21 protein-coding genes and 3 tRNA genes are annotated in these 24,729 nt (G+C 71.4%); 9 read left to right on the plus strand and 15 right to left on the minus strand.

Translation table 11 applies throughout. The annotated features are described in order from the left end of the window. Position 1: 1 nt before the first annotated feature. The 3 genes from ITJ44_RS16150 to ITJ44_RS07480 all read right to left on the minus strand — a co-directional run bounded on the left by ITJ44_RS16150 (position 2) and on the right by ITJ44_RS07480 (position 3,204). The gene (locus tag ITJ44_RS16150; RefSeq protein WP_194634228.1) at positions 2-688 is read right to left on the minus strand and encodes a response regulator transcription factor; all 687 of its coding nucleotides are present in this window, start codon (positions 686-688) and stop codon (positions 2-4) included. Next, positions 685-2,931: a DUF2156 domain-containing protein gene (locus tag ITJ44_RS07475; protein WP_194634230.1), complete on the minus strand. Its 2,247-nt coding sequence runs from the start codon at positions 2,929-2,931 to the stop codon at positions 685-687. The genes ITJ44_RS16150 and ITJ44_RS07475 overlap by 4 nt, the downstream gene beginning before the upstream one ends. A 186-nt stretch (positions 2,932-3,117) precedes the next feature. Further along, positions 3,118-3,204 (minus strand) — tRNA-Leu (locus ITJ44_RS07480). 191 nt (positions 3,205-3,395) lie between these two features. On the opposite strand from ITJ44_RS07480, the gene ITJ44_RS07485 reads away from it, so the two are divergent. The 7 genes from ITJ44_RS07485 to pknB all read left to right on the plus strand — a co-directional run bounded on the left by ITJ44_RS07485 (position 3,396) and on the right by pknB (position 12,582). Next, positions 3,396-4,118, plus strand: coding sequence for a DUF3662 and FHA domain-containing protein (locus ITJ44_RS07485; RefSeq protein WP_194634231.1), 723 nt, complete (start codon positions 3,396-3,398; stop codon positions 4,116-4,118). Beyond that, positions 4,115-4,699, plus strand: coding sequence for an FHA domain-containing protein (locus ITJ44_RS07490; RefSeq protein WP_194634233.1), 585 nt, complete (start codon positions 4,115-4,117; stop codon positions 4,697-4,699). The genes ITJ44_RS07485 and ITJ44_RS07490 overlap by 4 nt, the downstream gene beginning before the upstream one ends. Positions 4,700-4,703: 4 nt before the next feature. Beyond that, positions 4,704-5,966, plus strand: a complete 1,263-nt coding sequence (locus ITJ44_RS07495) for a PP2C family serine/threonine-protein phosphatase (RefSeq protein WP_194634235.1) — start codon at positions 4,704-4,706, stop codon at positions 5,964-5,966. Next, positions 5,959-7,356, plus strand: coding sequence for an FtsW/RodA/SpoVE family cell cycle protein (locus ITJ44_RS07500; protein WP_194634237.1), 1,398 nt, complete (start codon positions 5,959-5,961; stop codon positions 7,354-7,356). The genes ITJ44_RS07495 and ITJ44_RS07500 overlap by 8 nt, the downstream gene beginning before the upstream one ends. Further along, positions 7,353-8,804 carry a penicillin-binding transpeptidase domain-containing protein gene (locus ITJ44_RS07505; RefSeq protein WP_194634238.1) on the plus strand — a complete coding sequence of 484 codons (1,452 nt, stop codon included), beginning with the start codon at positions 7,353-7,355 and terminating at the stop codon, positions 8,802-8,804. The genes ITJ44_RS07500 and ITJ44_RS07505 overlap by 4 nt, the downstream gene beginning before the upstream one ends. Beyond that, entirely contained in the window at positions 8,801-10,699 is a 1,899-nt protein-coding gene (locus ITJ44_RS07510; RefSeq protein ID WP_194634240.1) for a protein kinase, read from the plus strand. Before ITJ44_RS07505 ends, ITJ44_RS07510 begins: the two co-directional genes overlap by 4 nt. 134 nt (positions 10,700-10,833) lie before the next feature. After that, positions 10,834-12,582, plus strand: coding sequence for a Stk1 family PASTA domain-containing Ser/Thr kinase (gene pknB, locus ITJ44_RS07515; protein WP_194634242.1), 1,749 nt, complete (start codon positions 10,834-10,836; stop codon positions 12,580-12,582). 88 nt (positions 12,583-12,670) lie between these two features. On the opposite strand, the gene ITJ44_RS07520 is transcribed toward pknB, so the two are convergent. The 3 genes from ITJ44_RS07520 to ITJ44_RS07530 are packed head-to-tail and all read right to left on the minus strand — an operon-like array spanning position 12,671 to position 14,267. Continuing rightward, positions 12,671-13,309, minus strand: a complete 639-nt coding sequence (locus tag ITJ44_RS07520; protein ID WP_194634244.1) for a gamma-glutamyl-gamma-aminobutyrate hydrolase family protein — start codon at positions 13,307-13,309, stop codon at positions 12,671-12,673. Further along, complete coding sequence (locus ITJ44_RS07525) at positions 13,306-13,464, minus strand: hypothetical protein (protein ID WP_194634246.1); 159 nt, start codon at positions 13,462-13,464, stop codon at positions 13,306-13,308. The genes ITJ44_RS07520 and ITJ44_RS07525 overlap by 4 nt, the downstream gene beginning before the upstream one ends. Before the next feature lie 2 nt (positions 13,465-13,466). Continuing rightward, complete coding sequence (locus ITJ44_RS07530; RefSeq protein WP_194634248.1) at positions 13,467-14,267, minus strand: class E sortase; 801 nt, start codon at positions 14,265-14,267, stop codon at positions 13,467-13,469. Positions 14,268-14,373: 106 nt separating this feature from the next. On the opposite strand from ITJ44_RS07530, the gene ITJ44_RS07535 reads away from it, so the two are divergent. Further along, positions 14,374-14,613, plus strand: coding sequence for a cell division protein CrgA (locus ITJ44_RS07535; RefSeq protein WP_015488825.1), 240 nt, complete (start codon positions 14,374-14,376; stop codon positions 14,611-14,613). Between the two features lie 393 nt (positions 14,614-15,006). On the opposite strand, the gene ITJ44_RS07540 is transcribed toward ITJ44_RS07535, so the two are convergent. Both ITJ44_RS07540 and ITJ44_RS07545 read right to left on the minus strand, forming a co-directional pair. After that, the gene (locus ITJ44_RS07540; protein WP_194634250.1) at positions 15,007-15,870 is read right to left on the minus strand and encodes a rhomboid family intramembrane serine protease; all 864 of its coding nucleotides are present in this window, start codon (positions 15,868-15,870) and stop codon (positions 15,007-15,009) included. Continuing rightward, positions 15,870-16,409 carry a peptidylprolyl isomerase gene (locus ITJ44_RS07545; RefSeq protein ID WP_194634251.1) on the minus strand — a complete coding sequence of 180 codons (540 nt, stop codon included), beginning with the start codon at positions 16,407-16,409 and terminating at the stop codon, positions 15,870-15,872. The genes ITJ44_RS07540 and ITJ44_RS07545 overlap by 1 nt, the downstream gene beginning before the upstream one ends. 122 nt (positions 16,410-16,531) lie before the next feature. Here ITJ44_RS07545 and ITJ44_RS07550 point away from each other — a divergent pair, with 122 nt between their 5' ends. Beyond that, complete coding sequence (locus ITJ44_RS07550; protein WP_228494839.1) at positions 16,532-17,158, plus strand: hypothetical protein; 627 nt, start codon at positions 16,532-16,534, stop codon at positions 17,156-17,158. A gap of 172 nt (positions 17,159-17,330) precedes the next feature. On the opposite strand, the gene ITJ44_RS07555 is transcribed toward ITJ44_RS07550, so the two are convergent. The 7 genes from ITJ44_RS07555 to recF all read right to left on the minus strand — a co-directional run bounded on the left by ITJ44_RS07555 (position 17,331) and on the right by recF (position 24,723). Continuing rightward, a tRNA-Ala gene (locus tag ITJ44_RS07555) sits at positions 17,331-17,403 on the minus strand. 79 nt (positions 17,404-17,482) lie between these two features. Further along, a tRNA-Ile gene (locus tag ITJ44_RS07560) sits at positions 17,483-17,559 on the minus strand. Positions 17,560-17,607: 48 nt separating this feature from the next. After that, positions 17,608-18,015: a DUF3566 domain-containing protein gene (locus ITJ44_RS07565; protein ID WP_011931227.1), complete on the minus strand. Its 408-nt coding sequence runs from the start codon at positions 18,013-18,015 to the stop codon at positions 17,608-17,610. After that, complete coding sequence (gene gyrA / locus ITJ44_RS07570; RefSeq protein ID WP_194634254.1) at positions 18,008-20,695, minus strand: DNA gyrase subunit A; 2,688 nt, start codon at positions 20,693-20,695, stop codon at positions 18,008-18,010. The genes ITJ44_RS07565 and gyrA overlap by 8 nt, the downstream gene beginning before the upstream one ends. 82 nt (positions 20,696-20,777) lie before the next feature. Next, positions 20,778-22,823, minus strand: coding sequence for a DNA topoisomerase (ATP-hydrolyzing) subunit B (gene gyrB / locus ITJ44_RS07575; protein WP_228494840.1), 2,046 nt, complete (start codon positions 22,821-22,823; stop codon positions 20,778-20,780). A gap of 188 nt (positions 22,824-23,011) precedes the next feature. Continuing rightward, complete coding sequence (locus tag ITJ44_RS16155; protein WP_063070915.1) at positions 23,012-23,524, minus strand: DUF721 domain-containing protein; 513 nt, start codon at positions 23,522-23,524, stop codon at positions 23,012-23,014. Further along, the gene (recF, locus tag ITJ44_RS07585; RefSeq protein ID WP_194634273.1) at positions 23,521-24,723 is read right to left on the minus strand and encodes a DNA replication/repair protein RecF; all 1,203 of its coding nucleotides are present in this window, start codon (positions 24,721-24,723) and stop codon (positions 23,521-23,523) included. Before recF ends, ITJ44_RS16155 begins: the two co-directional genes overlap by 4 nt. Between the last annotated feature and the right edge of the window lie 6 nt (positions 24,724-24,729).

Here is a 24,729-nt window from a genome sequence, read left to right on the forward strand (position 1 = left end):
CTCACCGCCGCGGGACGAGCCCGGCGCGGTCGGCGACGACGGCCGCCTCCACGCGCGAGCCGACGCCCAGCGCCTGGACGATCGAGCTGACCGTCTCCTTCACCGTGCCGAGCGTGAGCCCGCACTCCGCGACGATCTCCGCGTTCGACAGGCCGCGCGCGAGCGCCGTGAGCACGAGGGTCTCGCGGTCGCCGAGCCGGGCGACGCGCGCCCGCTCCGCGTCGTCCGCGAGGGAGCGGAAGAGCCGGCCGGGCCGCAGCCCGGGCGCGAGCACGATGCCGCCGGACGCGAGCGTGAGCACGTGCCGGGCGAGCTGCTCCGGATCCGTGTCCTTGAGCAGGAAGCCCGACGCCCCGCGGTGCAGGGCCTCGAGCACCTGGTCGTCGGTGTCGAACGTGGTGAGCATGGCGACCGCGGGCGGCCGGGGCTCGGCCATGAGCTCGGCGAGGATCGCGAGGCCGTCGGGCGCGGGCATCCGGATGTCGAGGAGCACCACGTCGGGCGCGTGCTCCCGCACGGTGGCGACGGCCGTGTCGCTCGAGACGGCCGCGCGCACGGCGATGCGCGGGCTGGCGCCGAGCACCATGGCGATGCCGGAGCGCACGAGCGACTCGTCGTCGACCACCACGACGCTCACGACGGGTGCGGCCTCGGAGGCGCCATCGCCCGCGTCAGGTAGCTCGCTCACGCGTCCCGCCTCCCGCCGGTGGATCCGCCGCCGGCCCCGGTCGCGGCGCCGCGGTCCCCCGCGTGGCCGAGGCTAGCGTCCCGTGCCGCGCGCCGGGCCGCCCGGGCCGCCCCGCGCCGGGCCCGGGCCTCGCCGCGCGCCGCCCGCAGCGCGCCCACCAGCTGCCGGATCCGCAGGGTGGGGACGTACGCGGCCGTCAGCGCGCGCCCGATCGGCGCGAGATCCGTCGCCGTGGGGCAGGCGAGCCAGAGCGTCTCGTAGCGCGGGTCGAACTTGGCCTTGAAGCGCAGCAGGGAGGTGAACCCGTAGGACGGCTCGAGCACGCGGCCGGTCGCCGCGAGCAGGCGGGCGACGACCCGGTCGACCAGGCCGGCCGGCCGCATGGCCCCGACGCCCGCGAGCGGCGTGCCGGAGAGGCTGAGCGTCTCGAGCCCCTCCTCCTGGAAGGCGCGCGCGGCGGTCGCGATGAGGAACTCCATCACGCCGGGCATCGGGTCGGCGCCGCGGCGCATCACGTCGAGCGTGCGGCCGACGAGGCGGCCGTCGCGGAAGACGGGCAGCCAGCTGGTGACGCCGTGCACTCGACCGGCCGCGTCGACCGCGAGCAGCATCCGCACCTCGGGGTCGTCGAGCTCGCGCAGGCCGCCGAGCGTGAAGCCCATCTCCGGCAGCGCCTTCGCGTCGGCCCAGTCTCCGCTCAGCGCGTCGACCGCGCGGCGGAGCGGCTCGGGCAGGCCGCGGTAGGTGCCCCACAGCGCGTCGACGCCGTCGCGGGCCGCGCGGTTGGCAGCCGTGCGCAGGTCCTGTCGGCGCTTGCCGGAGGTGGAGAAGCCGGGGAGGTCGATCACGGCCTCCTCCGCGACCGGCGTGATGCTCCAGCCGAGCTCCGCGAAGACCGGCAGGTGCCGGGAGTGGATGCTGTAGAAGGCGGGAACGAGGCCGCGGGCCGAGCAGTGCCGGGCGAAGGCGCGGATCGCCGCGGGCGCGTCGACCGCCGAGGCGAGCGGATCCGAGACCGTCAGCGCCACCCCGTGCGCGGCGCGGTAGGCGACGGCGCCGCGGAGGGCGGGGTCGCCGTCGTCGCCGGCGAACCAGTGGCTGCTGCCGGCCCACGTGCCCATGAAGCCGAGGGATCCGGCGTCCGCGCGCATCAGCTGCGCGAGGACGCGGTCACGCCCGGCCGAGCGCCCGTCGGCGACCGCGCGGGCGGCGAACGAGCGCCGCCGCAGCACGAGCACGACGAGCGCCGCCGCCGGCAGGAGCCACGTGGTCAGCACCAGCAGGGGCAGCTCGAGGTCGATCCAGGAGTCGAGGGGGAACGCGAACCAGTCCTCGGCGAGCGGGATGACCGTGTCGTACCAGGCGAGGAGCCCGGTGACGAGCAGCAGCGCGGCGGTCCCGAGCACGAGCCCGAGACGACGCCCGCGGAGGAGCAGCACGACGGCGACGATGAGCACGCACAGCACCGCGACCGTGGGGCCGGGATCCAGCAGCGACCCCATCGCCCCGAGGACGCCGATCGCGTCGCCCGAGACGGCGGCGATCCACCAGCTGAGCGTGACCGTGCCGAGCACGGTCGCGGCGACGACGCGGGCGCGGGACGCGGCCTCGTCCTGCCAGGCGGGACGGGCGGACAGCGGCACGAGGACGCGCCCGAGGCCGAGCCCGATGAGGAGCGCCACGCCGCGCGTGAGGTCGACGCCGTGACCGCCGGCGAGGAGCCCCGCGAGGACCGCCGCGAGCAGGGCCGCGCGCATGCCGTCGCGGTGCGCCGGGGCGAGCCCGCGGCTGGCGGCGGCGGCCACCGCCACGAGCACGACGGACGGCGCCCACAGCCGGTCGGCCGCGTCGATCTGCGAGTACAGGTCGCCGATCGCGACGCCCGCGGCGAGGAGGAGGGAGGCGACGGCGACCGGCGCCAGGGAGCCGAGGGCCGCGACGAGCGCCGTGCGGAGGATCCCGATGCGGCTCTCGGACCAGGCCAGCACCATCACGGTGACGGCGACGCCGATCGCGGTGGCGGCCGGGTGGGCGAGCTCGCCGAGGCCGGCCATGAGCCCGATCCACGCGCTGCCCCCGAGGACGGCGAGGATCGCGAGCGGGTGGCGGGCGACGCCGCGGCCCACGGCCCGGAGCGCGCCGGGCGCGGCATCGGCCGAGCCGGACGCGGCGCTCGTCGGCGGGGCGTCCGCGGGGTCGACGGGCAGCGGTCGGGCGGCGGGGGCGAGCGTCGGGTGCGTCACGTCCCCAGTGTGCGGAGCGCGGGGGCGCCCGGACATCGGCCGGGGGATCCGATCGGCCCGACCATCGGCTGATCCCGTCCGCCGATCGGCTGGGTGCCCGGGGCCCGCGCCCGTCGTCGTCGCGGCGCAGAAAGGAAAGAGGCCCCCGGGTGATCCCGGGGGCCTCTCGTGCTGCTGCTTCCCTGCTGGTGCGCGAGGGGGGACTTGAACCCCCACGTCCTCACGGACACACGGACCTGAACCGTGCGCGTCTACCAATTCCGCCACTCGCGCCAACCGGACGACATTATCACGCCCGCGAGCCGATCCCGCGCCTCCCGATCCCGCGCCGTCCGGCCCCGCATCCGCCCCTCTCCGAGGGCGATCCGCACGCGCCGCGGGGCCGGTGTCCAGGGCCCCGCCTCGCGAGTTGGCTACGATCTCCCTATTCATCCGCGGAAGGACCGCGCGAGGACGGATCACACGTGGGAATCCTGGACAACTTCGAGAAGGGCCTCGAGCGCGCCGTCAACGGCGCCTTCGTGAAGACCTTCAAGTCCGGCCTGCAGCCCGTGGAGATCGCCGCGCAGCTGCGTCGCGAGCTCGACACCCACGCCGCCGTGGTCGACCGCGACCTCATCCTCGTGCCCAACTCCTTCACCCTCCGGGTCTCCCGGGCCGACGCCGAGCGCATGGCGAGCATCGGCACCGCGCTCACCGACCAGCTGCGCCAGGCGGTCGAGAAGCACGCGTCATCGCAGGGCTACCAGTTCGCCGGCGTGGTGCAGGTCGGCTTCCGCGAGGACGACGCCATCTCCGAGGGCGTGCTCGAGATCGACAGCCGCACGGCCGAGGGCAGCGTCACGTGGATGCCCGTGGTCGACGTCGCGGGCACCCGCCACCCGCTCCCGGTCGGCCGCACGGTCATCGGCCGCGGCAGCGACGCCGACATCACGGTCGACGACCCGGGCACCTCGCGCCGGCACGTCGAGATCGCGTGGGACGGATCCCGCGCCCAGGTCCGCGACCTCGGCTCCACGAACGGCTCCGAGCTGAACGGCGCACCCGTCACGAAGGCGCCGCTGCCGCCCGAGTCGGTCATCCGCATCGGCCGCACCGCCATCACCTTCCGCGTCGTGCCGCAGGCCACCGAGGAGCGCGGCGGGCGGGGCCAGCGCCACGACGACGGGTTCTGGGGAGCGTCGTGACCGAGCTGACCCTCCTCGTCCTCCGCCTCGCGTTCCTCGCGGTGCTGTGGCTGTTCATCTTCGGCATCGTCTACGCCCTGCGCTCCGACCTCTTCGGCCAGCGGGTGCGGAAGCTCCGCGAGGAGACGGGCTCGGCCGGCGGATCCCCGTTCCCGCAGTCCCCGTACGCCGCGGCGGCCGCCGCCCCGCCGAGGTCCCCGCAGCCCGGCGTGCAGCCGCCGCCCATCTCCACGATGCCGTCCGGCGCCAACTCCGGCGCCGTCCCGTCGCGCGCGAAGGCCACCACGTCCACCGCCCGCCACCTCGTCATCACCTCGGGCGCGAAGGCCGGCACGGAGATCCCGCTCGGCACCGAGCCGCTCACCATCGGCCGCTCGAGCGAGTCGGGCCTGGTCATCCGCGACGACTACACGTCCACCCACCACGCGCGCCTGCTGCTCTGGAACGACGAGTGGATGATCCAGGACCTCGACTCGACCAACGGCACCTTCCTCGACGGCAAGCGCGTGAGCGTGCCGACGCAGGTGCCGCTCGACACGCCGATCCGCATCGGCGCGACCAGCTTCGAGCTCAGGCGGTAGCGGCGTGGCGACAGTGACGCAGGCCGCTGCCGTCTCCCACGTGGGCAAGGTCCGGTCGAACAACCAGGACTCGGGCTACGCGGGGCGGGACCTCTTCGTCGTCGCCGACGGCATGGGCGGGCACGCCGGTGGCGACGTCGCCTCCGCGGTCGCCCTCACGCGGATCATCGAGGCCGACAAGCCCTACGCCTCCGCGCACGACGCCGAGTTCGCGCTGCAGGCCGGCCTCGTCGCCGCCAACCAGCTCCTCGCCGAGACCGTGTTCGAGCACTCCGAGCTCACCGGGATGGGCACCACCGTCAGCGCGCTCGCCCGCGTCGGCCGTCACGTCGCCATCGCCCACATCGGCGACTCGCGCATCTACCTCTTCCGTCGCGGGGAGCTCAGCCAGATCTCCGCGGACCACACCTTCGTGCAGCGCCTCGTCGACAGCGGCCGGATCACGCCGGAGGAGGCGCTCGTCCACCCGCGCCGCTCCGTGCTCATGCGCGTGCTGGGCGACGTGGACGCGGCGCCCGAGGTCGACACGCAGGTGCTCGACACGCACACGGGCGACCGCTGGCTGATCTGCTCGGACGGCCTCAGCAGCTACGTCAGCGAGGAGCGGATCACCGAGATCCTCGCGACCGCGGGCACGCCCGACACCGTCGCCGACGCGCTCGTGAAGGAGTCGCTCGACCACGGCGCCCCCGACAACGTCACGGTCGTGGTGGTCGACGTGCTCGAGGAGGACGACGAGACCGCGGCCTCCCGTCCGGCGCCCGAGCCGGTGCTCGTCGGATCCGCGGCGCAGCCCCTCGCGTTCGGCGACGAGCCCGCGAAGCGCGCCGTCCGCATCCCCTCGCTCCTGCTGCACCCGCTGCGCGCCACCACGGCCGCCCGGGACGCCCAGTTCGAGCCGGAGTCGGACCAGTACCTCGAGGCCCTCATCGCGGAGGACCGGCGGCGGGCGCTCCGCCGCCGCGTCACCTGGCTGGTGGGCGTCGCGCTGATCCTCGCGGGCCTCGTGCTCGCCTGCGTCCTCGGCTACCGCTGGACCCAGTCGCGCTACTACGTGGGCGAGGCCGACGGCACCGTCGCGGTCTACAACGGCGTGCAGCAGACCATCGGCCCGATCGAGCTCTCGCACGTCTACGCCCGCACCGAGGTGCGGGTCGACGACCTCCAGCCGTTCTACCGGCAGCAGGTGGAGCAGACCATCAACGCGGACTCGCTCGCGGGCGCCGAGGAGATCGTCAACCGGCTGCAGGAGGCCGCGCGTGGCTAGCGCCGGCCTGGCGGACGCCCCGGCGCGCCCCCGCGAGCGCGCGCCCCGGATCCCGCGGATCCGCGTGCCGCGACGCCTCAGGGACCTCGAGCTGGCGCTGGTCGTGCTCGCGTCCGTCATCAACGGCGGCGCCCTGTACCTCGTGCAGCTCGGCGCCCTGGGCGCCTTCGACCAGAGCTTCTTCATCCCCGCCACCGGCCTCGCCGTCCTCGTGCTCGGCATGCACGTGGCGCTGCGCTGGCTCGCGCCCGACGCGGATCCGTTCATCCTCCCCATCGCGACCGTGCTCAACGGCCTCGGCATCGCCGCGATCTACCGGCTCGACCTCGCCGCGGGCCTCTCGGGCTGGGACAGCGTGGCCGTGCGGCAGATCGTCTGGTCGGGCCTCGCCATCGTGTGCGGTCTCGCGGTCATCGTGCTGCTGAAGAACCACCGCGTGCTGCAGCGCTACCGCTACATCGCCATGTTCGTGGGCCTCATCCTGCTGCTCCTGCCGATGCTCCCCGTGCTCGGCCAGAACATCAACGGCGCCCGCGTCTGGATCCACATCGGCGGCTTCTCGTTCCAGCCCGGCGAGATCGCGAAGATCTGCCTGGCGATCTTCTTCGCCGGCTACCTCGTCACGGCGCGCGACAGCCTGTCGATGGTGGGCGTCAAGGTTCTCGGCATGCGCTTCCCGCGCGTCCGCGACCTCGGCCCGATCCTCCTCGTCTGGGCCGTGTCGATGAGCGTCCTCGTGTTCCAGCGCGACCTCGGCACCTCGCTCCTGTACTTCGGCCTGTTCATCGTCATGACCTACGTGAGCACGGGGCGCATCGGCTGGGTCGTCCTCGGCCTCGTCCTGTTCCTCGGCGGCGCGTTCGGCGCGAGCACCCTGGGCTACGTCGGCGGCCGGGTCGACGCGTGGCTGAAGCCGTTCGACCCCGCCGTGTACGACGCGCAGGGCGGCAGCTACCAGCTCGTCACCGGCCTGTTCGGCATGGCCGACGGCGGGCTGTTCGGGCGCGGCCTCGGCAGCGGCATGCCCAACCTCACGCCGCTCGCCAACAGCGACTTCATCTTCGCGAGCCTCGGCGAGGAGCTCGGCCTCACGGGCGTCTTCGCGATCCTCGCCCTCTACCTGCTGCTCGTCTCCCGCGGCTTCCGCATCGGCTTCGCGGGCCAGGACGACTTCGGCAAGCTGCTCGGCATCGGGCTCTCGTTCGTCATCGCACTGCAGGTGTTCATCGTCATCGGCGGCGTCACGCGCGTCATCCCGCTCACGGGCCTGACGACGCCGTTCATGGCGGCGGGCGGCTCGTCGCTCCTGGCCAACTGGATCATCGCGGCCCTGCTCCTCCGCCTCTCCGACACCGTCCGCAACCAGCCCCGATTGGTGGTCGAGTCGTGAACCGCGAGCTGAAGCGCGTCTCCGTGTTCGTCCTGGCCATGTTCGTGGCCCTGTTCGTCGCGGCGTCGGTCATCCAGGTCATCCAGGCGCCCACCCTCCAGGCGGATGCGCGCAACAGCCGCACCATCATCGCGAGCTACTCGGCCGAGCGCGGCTCGATCCTCGTCGACGGCACGCCCATCGCCACCTCCGTCCCGGTCGACGACCGCTACAAGTTCCTCCGCACCTACGCGCAGCCCGACCTCTACAGCGCGGTCACCGGGTACTACACGCTCGGCCAGGGATCCACCGGCCTCGAGGACTCGATGAACGACGTCCTCAGCGGCACGAGCGGCACGCAGTTCTTCGACAGCCTCACGCGCACCTTCACCGGGCAGGATCCGAAGGGCGCGTCGGTCGAGCTCACGATCGACCCGAAGGTGCAGCAGGCGGCGTACGACGCGCTCGGGTCGCTGCAGGGCTCGGTCGTCGCGATCGAGCCGAAGACCGGCCGCATCCTCGCGATGGTCTCGAAGCCCGGCTACGACCCGAACGCGCTGGCCTCGCACGACCGCGCGGCCGTGAAGCAGAGCTACGCGTCGCTCCTGGCGGACCCGTCGAACCCGCTCATCGACCGGGCCGTGAACAGCCTCAACCCGCCCGGATCCACGTTCAAGCTCATCACCGCGGCCGCCGCCATCGAGTCCGGCCAGTACACGCCCGACTCGCTGCTCCCCAACCCGCCGACGTTCACGCTCCCCGGCACCGGCACGGTCATCACCAACGCCGGCGAGGGCGCGTGCGGCCCCGAGGCCGAGGTCAGCATCGCGACCGCGCTGCGCCTCAGCTGCAACATCCCGTTCGCGCAGCTCGGCATCGCGCTCGGCTCCGAGCGGATCGCGAAGATGGCCGACGCGTTCGGCTACGGCAAGTCGATCGACGTGCCCATGGCCAGCGCCAAGAGCGTCTTCTCCCCCGACCTCGACGACGCCCAGACCGCGCAGTCCGCGTTCGGGCAGCTCGACGTGCGCGCCACCCCGCTGCAGACCGCCATGGTCACGGCCGGCATCGCGAACGGCGGGGAGGTCATGAAGCCGAGCGTCGTCGACAGCGTCCTCAACCCCGACCTGAGCGAGCTCTCCGGCTTCTCCCCCAGCCGCTTCGCCGACCCGATCTCGAAGGAGACCGCCGCCACCATGACCCGGATGATGATCGACGACGTCCAGAGCGGCGTCGCGTCGAATGCGAGAATCAGTGGCGTCGACGTGGCCGGCAAGACGGGCACCGCCCAGAACGGCACCGACGACCCGTACACCCTGTGGTTCACCGGCTTCGCGCCGGCGGATTCGCCGAAGGTGGCGGTGGCGGTCCTGGTCGAGGACGGCGGCGGACGAGGACGATCGGGCTCGGGGAACACCCTCGCCGCCCCCGTGGCGAAGAAAGTGATTGAGGCGGTGCTGGACAGATGAGACCCACGAGCGGACTGACCTTCGGAGGGCGTTACCAGCTGGGCGATCGCATCGCCATCGGCGGCATGGGCGAGGTGTGGGAGGCCACCGACCTCGTCATCGGCCGCAAGGTCGCGATCAAGATCCTCAAGGACGAGTACCTCGGCGACCCCGGTTTCCTCGAGCGCTTCCGCGCCGAGGCCCGCCACGCCGCGCTCGTCAACCACGAGGGCATCGCCAACGTCTTCGACTACGGCGAGGAGGACGGCAGCGCGTTCCTCGTGATGGAGCTGGTGCCCGGCGAGGCGCTCTCCACCATCCTCGAGCGCGAGCGCGTGCTGTCCACCGACAAGGTGCTCGACATCATCAGCCAGACCGCGCTGGCGCTCCACGCCGCGCACCAGGCCGGGCTCGTCCACCGCGACATCAAGCCGGGCAACCTGCTCATCACGCCCGACGGCCGCGTGAAGATCACCGACTTCGGCATCGCGCGCATCGCCGACCAGGTGCCCCTCACCGCCACGGGCCAGGTCATGGGCACGGTCCAGTACCTCTCGCCCGAGCAGGCGAGCGGGCACCCGGCGTCGCCGTCCACCGACGTCTACTCGATGGGCATCGTCGCGTACGAGTGCCTGGCCGGCCGCCGGCCCTTCACGGGCGAGTCGCAGGTCGCCATCGCCATGGCGCAGATCAACGAGCTGCCGCCCGAGCTGCCGGTCACCGTCGCCGAGCCCGTGCGCAACCTCGTGATGTCGTGCATCGCCAAGAAGCCGGCCGACCGGCCACAGAGCGCCGCGCACCTCGCGCGCGCCGCGCAGGCGCTCCGCCGGGGCGACGTCGCCACCGCGACCATCGCCGTCGCGGCGGTCGCCGGCGCGGCCGCGGCGGCGGACCCGGGCACGCCCACGCAGGCGACGCAGCTCATGCCGTCCGGCCGCCGCGCCGCCGACACGGGTGCGACCACGGTCCTGGCCTCGTCCGCGCCGCGTGCCGGCGCGGCGGATCCCTTCCTCCTCGACGAGGCCGACGACGACGAGCCCGAGGAGCCGCGCGCCCGCAAGCGCGCCATCTGGATCTTCGTCGTGGTCGCGATCCTCGTCATCGGCGCCATCGTGGCCGGGGCGATCGCCCTCACCGCGGCCCAGCGCCGCGACGGCGCGGCCCCGGCGCCGGTCGAGACCACCGCCACGCCGAGCGCGAGCCCCTCGCCGAGCCCGTCCCCCACCCCCTCACCCACGGCGAGCACGGTGGACGTGAACCGCGACGACTACATCGGCCGCGACCAGAAGACGGTCACGGGAGAGCTCACCGCCCTCGGCCTGAAGGTCACCGTCGTCACGGGCAGCGCCGCGCCGTCGGGCGAGGAGGAGGGCCGCGTCACGGCGATCACCCCCACCGGCACCGTGGCGAAGGGCGCCACCATCCAGATCACGGCCTACGGACCGCCCACCCTGCCCACCGCGGCGCCGGGCACGCCCACCGTCAACCCGACCACCGTCCGCGCCGGCCAGGCGGCGGACATCTCCTGGCCCGCGTACTCCTGCCCCGCCGGCCAGACGCTCAACGGGTACCAGATCCAGGCCGACTCCCTCTCCGGGGGCGCCACGGGCACCTGGGGCGGCAGCACGAACCCGACGAACGCGCAGACCACCTCGGGCGAGATCAAGGTGGGCACGAGCCCGGGCACGTTCACCGTCAAGTACCTCGCCATCTGCGGCACCAACGAGTCGCCGTACAGCAGCACCGTGACGGTCACCGTCGACGCCGCCCCGGGCGGCACCGGCACGGGCGGCACCGGCACGGGCGGCGGCACCGGCGGGGGCACGGGCGGCGGCACGACGGGCATGGCCCCTACCCCCGCTCCGGGTCGCACGGACGAGCGGTCGCTCGTCTCCAGCACCCATCGGAACCCCTGACCGGCGCTCCTCCCGGGGGCGGACGGCGACTGCTCGTCCGCCCCCGTCCGCCTGTCCCGGGCCCGCCCGCATCCCCAGCGGACCCCCGGTAAGCTCATCCCCGTCCTGAACCCGATCCCGACGAGAGGCAGTCCGTGACCGACACCCGTGTGCTGGGCGGCCGCTACGAGGTCGGGGCGCTGCTGGGTCGCGGGGGCATGGCCGACGTCTTCGAGGGCGTCGACTCCCGTCTCGGTCGCCGGGTCGCCGTCAAGGTTCTCCGCCGCGGCCTCGCCGAGGATCCCGCCTTCCGCAGCCGCTTCCGCCAGGAGGCCCAGGCGGCCGCGCGCATGTCGCACCCCACCATCGTGCGGGTCTTCGACGCGGGCGAGGACGTCGTCACGGACCAGGACGGCGCATCGCACACGGTCCCCTTCATCGTCATGGAGCGCGTCGAGGGCCGCCTGCTGAAGGACGTGATCACGGACGGCCCGATCGACCCGGACGAGGCCGTCCGCATCATGGGCCAGGTGCTCACCGCCCTCGAGTACTCGCACCGGGCGGGAGTCGTCCACCGCGACATCAAGCCCGGCAACATCATGGTCACGCCCACCGGCCAGGTGAAGGTCATGGACTTCGGGATCGCGCGCGCCGTGTCCGACACGTCCGCCACCATCGCCCAGACCACCGCCATCCTCGGCACGGCCCGCTACTTCTCCCCCGAGCAGGCCAAGGGCGAGTCGGTGGACGCGCGCACCGACCTCTACTCCGCCGGCGTCGTCCTCTTCGAGATGCTCACCGGCCAGGCGCCCTTCCGCGCCGACACGGCCGTCGCGGTCGCCTACCAGCACGTCAGCGAGACGCCCGTCGCCCCGAGCACCGTCCAGGCCGCCGTCTCCCCGCAGCTCGACCAGGTCGTCCTGCAGGCCATGGCGAAGGACCGCTACGCGCGCTTCCAGACGGCGGGCGACTTCCGCACCGACCTCGATCGGGCCGCCGCGGGCACCCTCGCGCCCCGCGAGGCGCCGACCAACGACGTGGGTGCCACGCTCTTCGGCGCCCCTGCCGGCCCCTCCTCCTCCCAGCAGGCGCTCCGCCAGCTCGGCGTCGACGACGACCGCACCGTGCGCACGCAGAGCCGACCGCCGGTCCCCTGGATCTGGGCCGGCGTCACCGTGGTCGTCGTGATCCTCATCGCCGTCGTGATCTGGGTCACCAGCCTCAGCTCCATCGCGCCGCCCGACATCAGCCCCAGCGTCCCGGACGTCGCGGGCTCCACCTACGCGAGCGCGGCGGCAGCCCTCGAAGAGGTGGACCTCGTCCCCCTCGAACGCGAGGAGGCCAGCACCTCGGTGGCCGAGGGCATCGTGCTGCGCACCAACCCGGACCCGGGCGAGAACGTCGCCGCCAAGACCGAGGTCGACGTCTTCGTCTCCTCCGGCCCGCCGAAGGTCCAGGTGCCGAACGTGATGAACATGGACGAGGGAACCGCCACCTCCAGCCTCGAGGCGGCCGGGCTCAAGGTGGGCGAGGTGGTCCGCCAGTCGTCGCCGACCGTCCCCGACGGCGTGGTCATGCAGACGGACCCGGCGTCCTCGCAGCAGGTCGACCAGGGATCCGCGATCAAGCTCATCCTCTCCAACGGCAAGGTGACCCTGCCTGACGTGCTCGGCCAGCCGCTCGCCGATGCGCAGAAGCTCCTCGAGGCGTCGGATCTGGTCGTGACCACCCGGCGCGATCCGTCCTGCGGTCGAGCCGACGGATCGCCGGTGAGCCAGCAGTCCGTGCAGCCGGGAGATGTCGCCCAGCGCTCCACGGTCGCCCTCACGTACTGCACGGGCACGGTGCGCGGCACGCCGGCTCCCACCACGGGCACGCCGACCCCGGATCCCTCACGCGGCTGACCCGCTCCCGGCGCCCCAGCTGACGACGGCCGGCGGATCGTCAGGTCCGATCCGACCGATCCCCCGCGGGGTCTCGCGGAAGGACGTGTCAGGCCACGCGGACGAGCGGCGACAGCCGCGAGGCGGTGTCCCGCGCACCGGCCAGCCCGGCGCCCTCCAACCAGTTGCCGAGCATGCGGTAGCCGCCCTCCGTGAGGACCGACTCCGGGTGGAACTGCACGCCCACGATGGGCGCCGCCTCGTGACGCAGGCCCATGATCACGCCGCCCTCGGTGCGGGAGGTGACGACCAGGTCCGACGGCACGGTCCCGTCGACGACCGCCAGCGAGTGATAGCGCGTGGCCGTGAACGGCTGCGGCACGCCGAGGTAGAACTCCCCCTCGTCGTGCGTGACCAGCGAGGTCTTGCCGTGCATGAGCTCCTCGGCGTTGGTGACCGTGGCGCCGAAGGCCTCCGCGATCGCCTGGTGCCCGAGGCACACCCCGAGCAGCGGCGTCCCGGCCGCGAGCGCAGCGGTCACCGTGGGGATCGAGACGCCGGCCTCTGAGGGCTTGCCCGGCCCCGGCGACACGAGCACCGCGTCGTACTCGGAGATGACCCCGGCCATGTCGGCGTCGGCGTGGTCGTCGTTGCGCATCACCACGGTCTCGGCACCGAGCTGCTGCAGGTACCCGTTGAGCGTGTAGACGAAGCTGTCGTAGTTGTCGATGACGAGGACGCGTGTCACTGATGCACCGTGACTTCCTGGGTGTTGACGATGGAGTCGACCCAGGGGAAGACCCAGGTGACGAGGGAGAAGAGGACGACCGCGACGAGCACGAGCACGATCAGCAGCCGGATCCACACCGGTCCGGGCAGGAGACGCCAGAACGCCGCGTACACGCTCAGCCCGCCTTCGCGAACGACGTGCCGGCCAGCGCCGCGGGCGTCGACGCGTCCGACCGCGGCTGGTAGGAGTCGAAGACGCTGTACGCGATGACGCGCTCGGCGGCGGAGAAGAGCGGGTTGCAGCTCGTCATCGTGAGGATGCGATCACCGGGTTGCGCGTCCGGGGCCTGGGGCACCTCGTCGAGCACGTCGACTCCGGTGGGCTTCACGTACTCGAGTGTACGGAAGCGGTAGGTGTACCAGCCGTCCTGCGTCTCGACCACGATGGCGTCCCCCACCCGCAGGTCGGTGATCTGGTTGAACGGCTTGCCGTAGGTGGTGCGGTGCGCCGCGACGGCGAAGTTCCCGACCTCCCCGGGCATCTGCGTCTCGCGGTAGTGCCCGATCTTGCCGTGGTTGAGCACGCTGGCGAGCCCCACCCCCGTCGCGACCGGCACGACGTAGTCGGACCCGAAGCGCGGGATGTAGATGTTGCCGAAGTCGGTGGCATCGGTGGAGGGCGCCTGCGTGATGACCGGGTCCCCTGGTGCCGCGGGCGAGGCGGACGGGTCGGGGGTGGCCGCCGCGTCGGGCGCTGCGGTGGCCCAGCTCCTGCTGTTCTCCAGCGCCTGGTCGCGCTGGCCGTTGCTCACCACGATGTCGTTGAACCACAGCTGCCATCCGAGGAACAGCATGATGAGCACGCCGGCCGTGAGGAGCAGCTCGCCGAGCACGCCGACCGTGCCGAGCAGGGCATCCCCCCGCCTGCCGCGGCGCCGCGTCGCGCGGCGGGAGGGGGCGGGATCCTGAGCGCTCATGTGCCGATTGTAGGCGGCGTACCTGCGGGGGACGCCCTCGCCGGGCGGACCGTGGAGCCGGGCATCCTCCCGGCCCCGGGGAGGAGGGTACGGCTAGAATCACCGCATGGCCCGCGACAAGACGACGAGACCCTCCCGCCAGGAACGCGTGCGCGATGAGGACGCCCCGAACCCCGTGTGGTTCAAGCCCATCATGTTCGGGTTCATGCTCGTCGGACTGGCCTGGCTCATCGTGTACTACGTCAGCCTCAACGCGTTCCCCATCCCCGACCTCGGCGTCGGCAACATCCTCATCGGCTTCGGCCTCATCCTGGTCGGGTTCCTCATGACCACCAGGTGGCGCTGACAGCAGCACGAACACGAGAGCCCGTCGCCATCCGCTGGTGACGGGCTCTTCGTCGTCTCCCCGAGGGACGGCCGTCGTCCCGCCGCTGTCCACACCCCCGCTGTGCACACCGCTCCACACATGTGGAGAACTCCGCGGCTGTCCCGACGGGGATCGCCCGCCTGCACGGGTTACGTGCGGAAGCCCATTCCCGTGGCGATCGACCTCCCGGCCTCGAACCCACGTCACCCGCGGACCCGCGTCCGGCCGGCCGCTAATCACACGCGTGTAACTATCCCCACTGTGGACTGGCCTGTGGATAACTCGGCTTGGTGCCGCGGGCATGCGGATCGGTCGTCGGAGGGCATGACGACGCGCGCCGCCCCATCCGGGCGGCGCGCTCGTCGAGGGCGATCAGAGGGTGACGGGGAAGACGGCAGCCGCGACGAGGATCGCCGCCGCGAGGCCCGCGAGGGAGCCGATCTGCGCACCACGCTGCCGGGCGTCCCGGGTCCGCAGGAGCACCAGCGCCACGAGCGCGCCCGTCACCAGGCCGCCCACGTGGGCCTGCCACGAGACGCCCTGCACGACGAAGCCGAGCAGCAGGTTCAGCACGATGATCCCGAGCAGCGGACCGACGTTGCCGCCGAGCTTGCGGGCGAGCACGAAGTACCCGCCCATGAGCCCGAAGATCGCCCCGGAGGCGCCGACGACGGCCTGCAGCGGCTCGCCCATGGCGGCGCCGATCACCTCGACGCCGAGGGATCCGCCGAGCGCCGAGATGAGGAAGAGGGCCAGGAAGCGGGCGCGTCCGAGCATGGGCTCGAGGACGCGTCCGAAGACGTAGACGGACACCATGTTGAGCACGATGTGCAGGATGCTCGACGGCGAGTGCGTGAAGGCGCTCGTGAGCATCCGCCACGGCTCGTAGTCACCCGAGGCGAGGCTGCCGTAGACGGGGGCGAACCACAGCGACGTCGTGACGTAGTCGCCGACGACGGGCAGCACCTGCAGGATCCAGACCACGGCGCAGACCGCCATGATCGCGAACGTCACGACGGGCGCGGAGCTCCGCGTCATCCGCGTGACGAACGACGCCCGGGAGCGGGGAGCGCTGCGACGCTGCTCCTTCATGTCCTCCGGGCAGATCACCCCGACGGCGGCCGGCGTCTGGCACTCGGGGCAGATGGTCCGCCCGCATCGCTGGCACAGCACGAAGCTCTGCCGGTCGGGGTGCCGGTAGCAGCGGTCGGCCGCCGTACGGGGTGAGTCGGTCATCAGACCTTCTCGACGGTGACGCTCTCGATCACGACGTCCTCGCGGGGACGGTCACGACCGTCGGTCGGGACCGCGTTGAGCGCGTCGACGACCTTCTTGGACGCGTCGTCGGCGACCTCGCCGAAGATCGTGTGCTTGCCCTGGAGCCACGTGGTGGGCGCCGTGGTGATGAAGAACTGCGAGCCGTTCGTGCCGCGGCCACCCTGGGTGCCGGCGTTCGCCATCGCCAGGATGTACGGCTTCGAGAAGTCGAGGTCGCGGCTGATCTCGTCGTCGAACTGGTAGCCGGGGCCGCCGGTGCCCTGGCCGAGCGGGTCGCCGCCCTGGAGCATGAAGTCCTTGATGATCCGGTGGAAGACGACGCCGTCGTAGAGCGGGGCGGTCGACTTCGTGCCGGTCTGGGGGTGGGTCCACTCCTTCTCGCCGGTGGCGAGGCCGACGAAGTTCTCGACGGTCTGGGGCGCGTGGGACCCGAAGAGGTTGAGGACGATGGTGCCGTGGTTGGTCGTCATGGTGGCGACGTGAGTGTGCGCAGACATGGAGCAATGGTCTCATGGCGGAGCTGGGACTCGGCGGACGCACAGGCTCCGTCGTGTTTGCCCGCAGAGGCACCCGTGCCAGACTGGGGATTCCTGGCGATATCACACCGATGGAGGTCCCCTTGGGTCTGTCACGCAAGAACAAGAAGGAGTTGGCGAAGCTCCGCACCCACGCGGCCGCCGTCCTCAAGGAGCAGCGCGAGGTCCTCGATCGGGCCAATGTCGTCGTGGCCGAGGCCGCGCACACCGCCCGCAAGCTCTCCGACCAGCACGTCGTCCCCGCTGTCAAGCGCGGTGTCGACGACCACATCCGACCGGGCTACGAGGCCGGCGCCGAGCGCGTCCGCAGCGCGGCCGACTCCGCGTACAAGGGCTTCACCCACACGGTCCTCCCGGCCGTCGCCGGTGCTGCGGGATCCGCGGTCGCCGCGACCGAGGGCATCCGCAACAGCAAGCAGGTCAAGGACGCGGTCAAGAAGGCCGGCAAGGTGTCCTCCAAGGCGCAGGAGTTCGGCAAGCACTACGTCGACAACGGCCGCTCGTACGTGGGCCGCTACGTCCCCCAGGTCGCGCCCGCGAAGAAGGGCCTCGGCTTCGGTGGAGTCGCCCTCATCGCGCTCGGCGTCGTCGTGGTCGGCGGCGTCGGCTACGCGCTGTACCAGACGTTCCGCGCGGATGACGACCTGTGGATCGCCGACGACGAGCCCGAGGCCGTCGACGCGACCTCCAAGGGCCAGCCCACCAGCTGATCCTCGCTCCTCGATCGCCCCGCGATCCCCCGAAGGCCCGGACACCGAGAGGTGGCCGGGCCTTCCTCGTGCGGACGTCGTCGCGGTGTCGGATGCCGATGACGACGCATCACGGAGACGCGATGCCGACGACGGCCGGCGACCAGGGAGGCGCCCGATGACGGGCGGTATGTGGAGTCACGGGGAATCGAACCCCGGACCTCCTGCTTGCAAAGCAGGCGCTCTACCAATTGAGCTATGACCCCGATCGGCGAGCCTCGGACCGCCGTGCGGCCTGCCGACTCGATTCCCGCCACGCCCCCGGATCGAGCGGATCCGGGGTGTTGGTGGGGATACCAGGATTTGAACCTGGGACCTCTTCATTATCAGTGAAGCGCTCTAACCAACTGAGCTATATCCCCATCGGGCAGGTACACGTTACCGTACGCCTGCCCGTTTCTCCCAATCGGCTACGCGTTGGTGAAGCCGACGAGGACGCCGCCCGTGATGCGCACGCTCAGGTTGTAGAGCAGCGCGGCCACGGCGCCGAGCACGGTGCCGACGACGATGTTGAGCACGGCCACGACGATCGCGAAGCCGAGCACCTGGCCCAGGCCGAAGACGTCCTGGAGGGAGAAGTCCGCGGATCCGGATACCTCCTGGAACAGCTGGTCGACCGTGCCGAAGACGTTCGTGGTCTGGAGCACGACGTAGATGAGGAACGTCGCGACCACGGTGATGATGCCGAGCACCACGGAGAAGAGGAACGCGAGCTTCAGCGCCGACCAGAAGTCGACGTACACGAGCTTGAGACGCACCTGCTTGGTGGTGGTGGCCCGCGACGACTTCTTCGCGAGCTTCTCGGCGACACTACTCATCAGGTGTTCCCTTTCCAGCAGCGGTACCGTCGGACGCGTCGGGCGCAGCTTCGGGGACCACCAGGTTGCGTTCGGAGTTCTTGGCCAGTGAGATGATCCTGTCGTCGTCCGCGAACCGGGCGAACACGACACCCATGGTGTCGCGGCCCTTAGCCGGGACCTCGGCCACGACAGACCGTACCACCTTGCCGCTGGCGAGCACGACAAGGATCTCGTCCTCCTCGCCCACGATGAGCGCGCCGGCCAGATCGCCTCGCGCGTCCTGCAGCTTGGCCACCTTGATGCCCATGCCGCCGCGGTTCTGCACTCGGTACTGGTCCGCGGCGGTGCGCTTCGCGAAGCCGCCCTCGGTGACGACGAACACGTAGCCCTGCTCGCCGACCACGGATGCGCTGAGCAGCGTGTCGTCCCCGCGGAACGTCATGCCCTTCACGCCGGACGTCGACCGGCCCATCGGACGGAGCGCCTGGTTGTCGGCGGAGAACCGCAGCGACATGCCCTTGCGCGACACGAGGAGCAGATCGTCGTCCTCGTCCACGAGGAGCGCCGAGACGAGCGCGTCGCCGTCGCGGAGGTTGATCGCGATGATGCCGCCGGTGCGGTTCGTGTCGTACTCCGTGAGGGCCGTCTTCTTCATCAGGCCGTCGCGGGTGGCGAGCACGAGGTACTGCGCCACCTGGTAGTCGCGGATGTCGAGGACCTGCTGGATCTCCTCGTCCGGCTGCATGGCGAGCAGGTTTGCCACGTGCTGGCCCTTGGCGTCGCGGCCGGCCTCCTGCAGCTCGTACGCCTTGGCGCGGTAGACGCGGCCCTTGTCCGTGAGGAAGAGGAGCCAGTGGTGCGTGGTCGTGACGAAGAAGTGCTCGACCACGTCGTCCGCACGGAGCTGCGCGCCGCGGACGCCCTTGCCGCCACGGTGCTGGCTCCGGTAGTTGTCGATGCGCGTGCGCTTGATGTACCCGCCGCGGGTGACGGTGACCACCATCTCCTCCTCGGGGATGAGGTCCTCCATGCTCATGTCGCCGTCGAAGCCGAGCATGATCTCCGTGCGCCGGTCGTCGCCGTACTTGTCGGTGATCTCCTGCAGCTCGGTGCTGATGATCTCCCGCTGCACGGTGGGCGTGGCCAGGATGTGCTTGTACTCGGCGATGCGCTCCTCGAGCTCGGCCGCCTGGTCCTGGATCTTCTGGCGCTCGAGCGCGGCGAGGCGGCGGAGCTGCATCTCGAGGATCGCGTTGGCCTGGAGCTCGTCGATGTCGAGCAGCTTCATCAGGCCGCTGCGGGCGACCTCGACGGTCTCGGACCGGCGGATCAGGGCGATGACGTCGTCCAGGGCGTCGAGCGCCTTGAGGTAGCCGCGCAGGATGTGGGCACGCGCCTCCGCCTCGTTGAGCCGGTACTGCGTGCGGCGGACGATGACGTCGATCTGGTGGTCGACCCACGCGGAGATGAAGCCGTCGAGCGCGAGCGTGCGGGGGATCCCGTCGACGATCGCGAGCATGTTCGCGCCGAAGTTCTCCTGCAGCTGCGTGTGCTTGTAGAGGTTGTTCAGCACGACCTTCGCGACGGCGTCGCGCTTGAGCACGATCACGAGGCGCTGGCCGGTGCGGCCGGAGGTCTCGTCGCGGATGTCGGCGACGCCGCCGAGCTTGCCGTCCTTCACGAGCTCGGCGATCTTGATCGCGAGGTTGTCGGGGTTCACCTGGTACGGGAGCTCGGTGACCACGAGGCACACACGGCCCTGGATCTCCTCGACCGCGACGACCGCGCGCATCGTGATGGAGCCGCGGCCCGTCCGGTACGCGTCGATGATGCCCTTGGTGCCGAGCACCTGGGCGCCGGTCGGGAAGTCGGGTCCCTTGATCCGCTCGAGCAGCGCCTCGAGGAGCTCCTCCCGGTTCGCGTCCGGGTGCGCGAGCAGCCACTGCGCGCCGGCCGCGACCTCACGGAGGTTGTGCGGCGGGATGTTGGTGGCCATGCCGACCGCGATGCCGACGGATCCGTTCACCAGCAGGTTCGGGAAGCGCGACGGCAGGATCTTCGGCTCGAGCGTGCGGCCGTCGTAGTTGTCCTGGAAGTCGACCGTGTCCTCGGTGATGTCCCGGACCATCTCCATGGCGAGCGGGGCCATCTTGGTCTCGGTGTAGCGAGGGGCCGCGGCGCCGTCGTTGCCGGCGGACCCGAAGTTGCCCTGGCCGAGCGCGAGCGGGTAGCGCAGGCTCCACGGCTGGACGAGGCGCACCAGCGCGTCGTAGATGGACGAGTCGCCGTGCGGGTGGAACTGCCCCATGACCTCGCCGACCACGCGGGCCGACTTGAAGAAGGAGCGGTCCGGGCGGTAGCCGCCGTCGTACATGGCGTAGATCACGCGACGGTGCACGGGCTTCAGGCCGTCGCGCACCTCGGGGAGCGCGCGCTGCACGATGACGCTCATCGCGTAGTCGAGGAAGGAGCGCTGCATCTCGAGCTGGAGGTCGACCTGCTCGATGCGGTCGTGCGTGACGACGACCGTGGCGTCGGGGTCGATGATGGCGCCCGGCAGGGAGTCGGACGCCGCGGAGGCGGAGGACGCCGGCGTCACGCCTTCCTGCGGGAGAGCGTCGTCGATCGACGATGCCTGCTCGTCGTCCGGGGTCGCCCCCGTGCCCTGCTCGTCGTCCGGAGTGTTGTCGTCGGCCATGGAGGTCCCGTTCAGAGGTCGGTGGATCGTGGGGTCGGCATGGGGCGGCGGTCGGCATGGGGCCGTACCGCCGCCCGGTCGATCAGATGTCGAGGAACCTGACGTCCTTGGCGTTGCGCTGGATGAAGCTGCGACGGGACTCGACGTCCTCGCCCATCAGCGTCGAGAAGACCTCGTCGGCACCCGCGGCGTCGTCGAGCGTCACCTGCATGAGCGTGCGGGTGGCCGGATCCATGGTGGTCTCCCACAGCTCCTTGTAGTCCATCTCGCCGAGGCCCTTGTAGCGCTGGATGCCGTTGTCCTTCGGGATCCGCTTGCCGTTGGCCTGCCCGTGCGCGAGGAGCGCGTCGCGCTCGGCGTCCGTGTAGACGTACTGGTGGTCGGCGTTCGACCACTTGAGCCGGTACAGCGGCGGCTGCGCGAGGTACACGTAGCCCAGCTCGATGAGCGGCCGCATGTAGCGGAAGAGCAGCGTGAGCAGCAGCGTCGTGATGTGCTGGCCGTCGACGTCCGCGTCGGCCATCAGCACGATCTTGTGGTACCTGACCTTCTCGGCGTTGAAGTCCTCGCCGATGCCCGCACCGAAGGCGGTGATCATCGACTGGACCTCGTTGTTCTGCAGCGCACGGTCGAGCCGGGCCTTCTCGACGTTGAGGATCTTGCCTCGAAGCGGCAGGATCGCCTGGGTCGTGGGGTTGCGGCCCTGCACCGCGGATCCGCCGGCCGAGTCGCCCTCGACCAGGAACACCTCGCTGAGCGCCGGGTCCTTGCTCTGGCAGTCCTTGAGCTTGCCGGGCATGCCGCCGGACTCGAGCAGGCCCTTGCGTCGGGTCTGCTCGCGCGCCTTGCGCGCAGCCAGCCGTGCCTGCGACGCCTGCATCCCCTTGCGGATGATGTCCTTCGCCTGCGACGGGTTCTTCTCGAGCCAGTCGCCGAGCTGCTGGCCGACGATGCGCTGCACGTAGGCCTTCGCCTCGGTGTTGCCGAGCTTCGTCTTGGTCTGGCCCTCGAACTGCGGCTCGCCGAGCTTCACGGAGATGACGGCCGTGAGACCCTCGCGCACGTCGTCGCCCGTGAGGTTCTCGTCCTTCTCGCGGAGCAGCTTGTTCTCGCGCGCGTAGCGGTTCACCAGCGTGGTGAGCGCCGCGCGGAAGCCCTCCTCGTGCGTGCCGCCCTCGTGCGTGTTGATGGTGTTCGCGTAGGTGTGGACGCTCTCCGTGTAGGAGGTGGTCCACTGCATCGCGACCTCGAGGCTGATCTTCTTGACCGTGTCCTCGGACTCGAAGGCGATGACGTCGGCGTTGACGACCTCGGTCTTCTTGGCCTTCACCAGGTGCTCGACGTAGTCGACGAGACCGCGCTCGTAGAGGAACTTCTCGGTGCGGTGCTCGGCGCCGTCCTCCTCGCGCTCGTCGTGCAGCGTGAGGGCGAGGCCCTTGTTGAGGAAGGCCATCTGCTGGAAGCGCGCGCGGAGCGTGTCGTAGTCGAACTCGACGGTCTCGAAGATCTCGCGGCTCGGCCAGAAGGTGATCGTGGTGCCGGTCTCCGTGGAGCCCTCGCCCTTCTGGAGGGGCGCATCCGGCACGCCGATGGTGAAGCTCTGGCGCCAGACGGCACCCTGGCGGCGGACCTCGACGTCGAGGCGCTCCGACAGCGCGTTCACGACGGAGCTGCCGACGCCGTGCAGGCCGCCGGACACCGCGTATCCGCCGCCGCCGAACTTGCCGCCGGCGTGCAGCTTGGTGAGGACGAGCTCGACCGTCGAGATGCCCTCGACCGGGTGGATGTCCACCGGGATCCCGCGGCCGTCGTCGACGACGCGGATGCCGCCGTCCTTCCGCATGGTGATCTGGATGTCGCTGGCGAACCCGGCGAGGGCCTCGTCGACGGAGTTGTCGACGATCTCGCTCACCAGGTGGTGCAGGCCGCGCGGTCCGGTGGACCCGATGTACATGCCGGGTCGCTTGCGGACGGCCTCGAGGCCCTCGAGCACCTGGATCTCGTTGGCGCCGTAGTCGTTGCTCACCTGCTGGCGGGTGATGTGGTCGGAGTCGTTGTGCGTCTCCTCGACCTCCACCTCGTCGGGGGTGGAGTCGTCGGGGAGGTCCTGTGAGGCATCCGATGTCATGAAGTGGTGGCTCCTGCCGCGTCGACGCGCCCCTGCCCGACGGCGGACGCGCGCGGATCACGTGGTGATCCGGGGACCGTCGTCCCTGGACTGCGGGCGACCCCTCATTCTATCGCAGGAGTACGCTTCGCACCGCCTATCCGGCCGTCTGACGCGTTTTCGTGGCGGGGGTGACCTGATTCGCCTCCCTAGCCGTAGGTATCGCGCGGGCCCCGCCCTGGGATCGACCTGGGACCCTTTTTCCAGGACGGGGCGTTGGGCCCCTGGAAGCGGATCGACCGGATGCCGGCGTCCGGGAAGCGCTCGGCGATGCGCGTGGTGATCTCCACGCGCATCAGCCGCAGCTGCGTCGCCCACGCCGTCGACTCGCACTCGACCGTGAGGAGGCCGTCCTCGATGCCGACGGGGGACGAGTGCACGGCGGTCTCCTCGCCGGCGATCGTCGTCCACGCCGCCATGAGCTCGGCCTGCGACAGCGAGGAGGTCCACCCCATCCGCGAGGTCAGGGAGTCCATGACGTTCCCGAGGGAATCGGGATCCCGTCCGGGCTGGAACGGCGAGCTGCCCGCCTTCTGCTCCCGTCGCTTGCGTGCGGACGGCGACCGCACGGACGCGTCGCCGAACACACGACGGAAGCGACGGTAGACGGCGACCGCCTCGGACTCGGGGAGCGGTCCGCCGTCGGCCGCGCGGGGGATCACGCGTCTCCCCCGTCGTCGTCGCCCGGCCGCGGCGCCGCCACGATCTCGCCCGCCCGGATGTGCACGGCGTTCGCGGCCAGGTGCTCCGGCACGTCCTCGAACACCGCGGCCGTGATGAGCACCTGCTCGAACCCGGTGACCGCGTCCGCGAGGCGCCCGCGTCTGGCCTGGTCGAGCTCGGCGAAGACGTCATCGAGGATCAGCACCGGATCCCCCGTCTGCGAGTCACGGCGCAGCAGCTCGGCCGACGCGAGCTTGAGCGCCAGCGCGAACGACCACGACTCCCCGTGGCTGGCGTAGCCCTTCGCCGGTAACCTGTTGAGCCGGAACAGGAGGTCGTCGCGGTGCGGTCCGACCAGGGTCAGCCCCCGCTCGAGCTCGCGGGGCCGCATCCGGGCGATGGCGGACGCGAACACGGGGACGACGTCCTCCGTCCGGGTGAAGCTCCCGCCGTCGCGTGCTCCCGACTCGTCCACGACGTCGTCCTCGCCCGGGTCGTCCGCCAGGATGCTCAGCTCCGGGCGCGCCGACGGGCCGTGGTCGGATCCCGCCACCGCCAGGTACGCGCGCGCGAGCTCCGGCTGGAGCGCCTCGACCAGGGCGCCGCGCGCCGCGATGATCTGCGAGCCGATCGTGACGAGCCGCTCGTCCCAGATGTCGAGGGTGCCGAGCTGGTCGGCCTTCATCCCCCGCGCCCGAGCGGACTTGAGCAGGGTGTTCCGCTGCTTCAACGCCCGGTCGTAGTCCGACAGCACGCCGGAGAGCCGTGGTGCGCGCAGCACGAGCAGCTGGTCGAGCAACCGTCGCCGTCCCGACGGATCCCCGCGCACGAGAGCCAGGTCCTCCGGCGCGAAGAGCACGCTCGAGAAGTACCGCGGGAGCTCCCGCGGCTTGGTCGGGGTGCTGTTCACCTGCGCCCGGTTCGCCGACGAGCGGTTGATCTGCACCTCCACCCGGAGCTCCCGGCCCGCGTGCTGCAGCAGCGCCCGGATGACGGCCGAGTCCGCGCCCTGCCGGATGAGCGCCTGGTCGGTGGAGACGCGGTGCGACCCGAGCGTGCTCAGGAAGCCCAGCGCCTCCACCAGGTTCGTCTTACCCTGCCCGTTGCTCCCCACGAAGAGGGTGGCGCCGGGCAGGAGCGCGACGTCCGCGCGGGTGTAGTTGCGGAAGTCACCCAGGGAGAGGTGACGGACGATCATCCGGTG

Source organism: Clavibacter sp. VKM Ac-2873, from assembly GCF_015351075.1.
GTDB lineage: Bacteria > Actinomycetota > Actinomycetes > Actinomycetales > Microbacteriaceae > Clavibacter.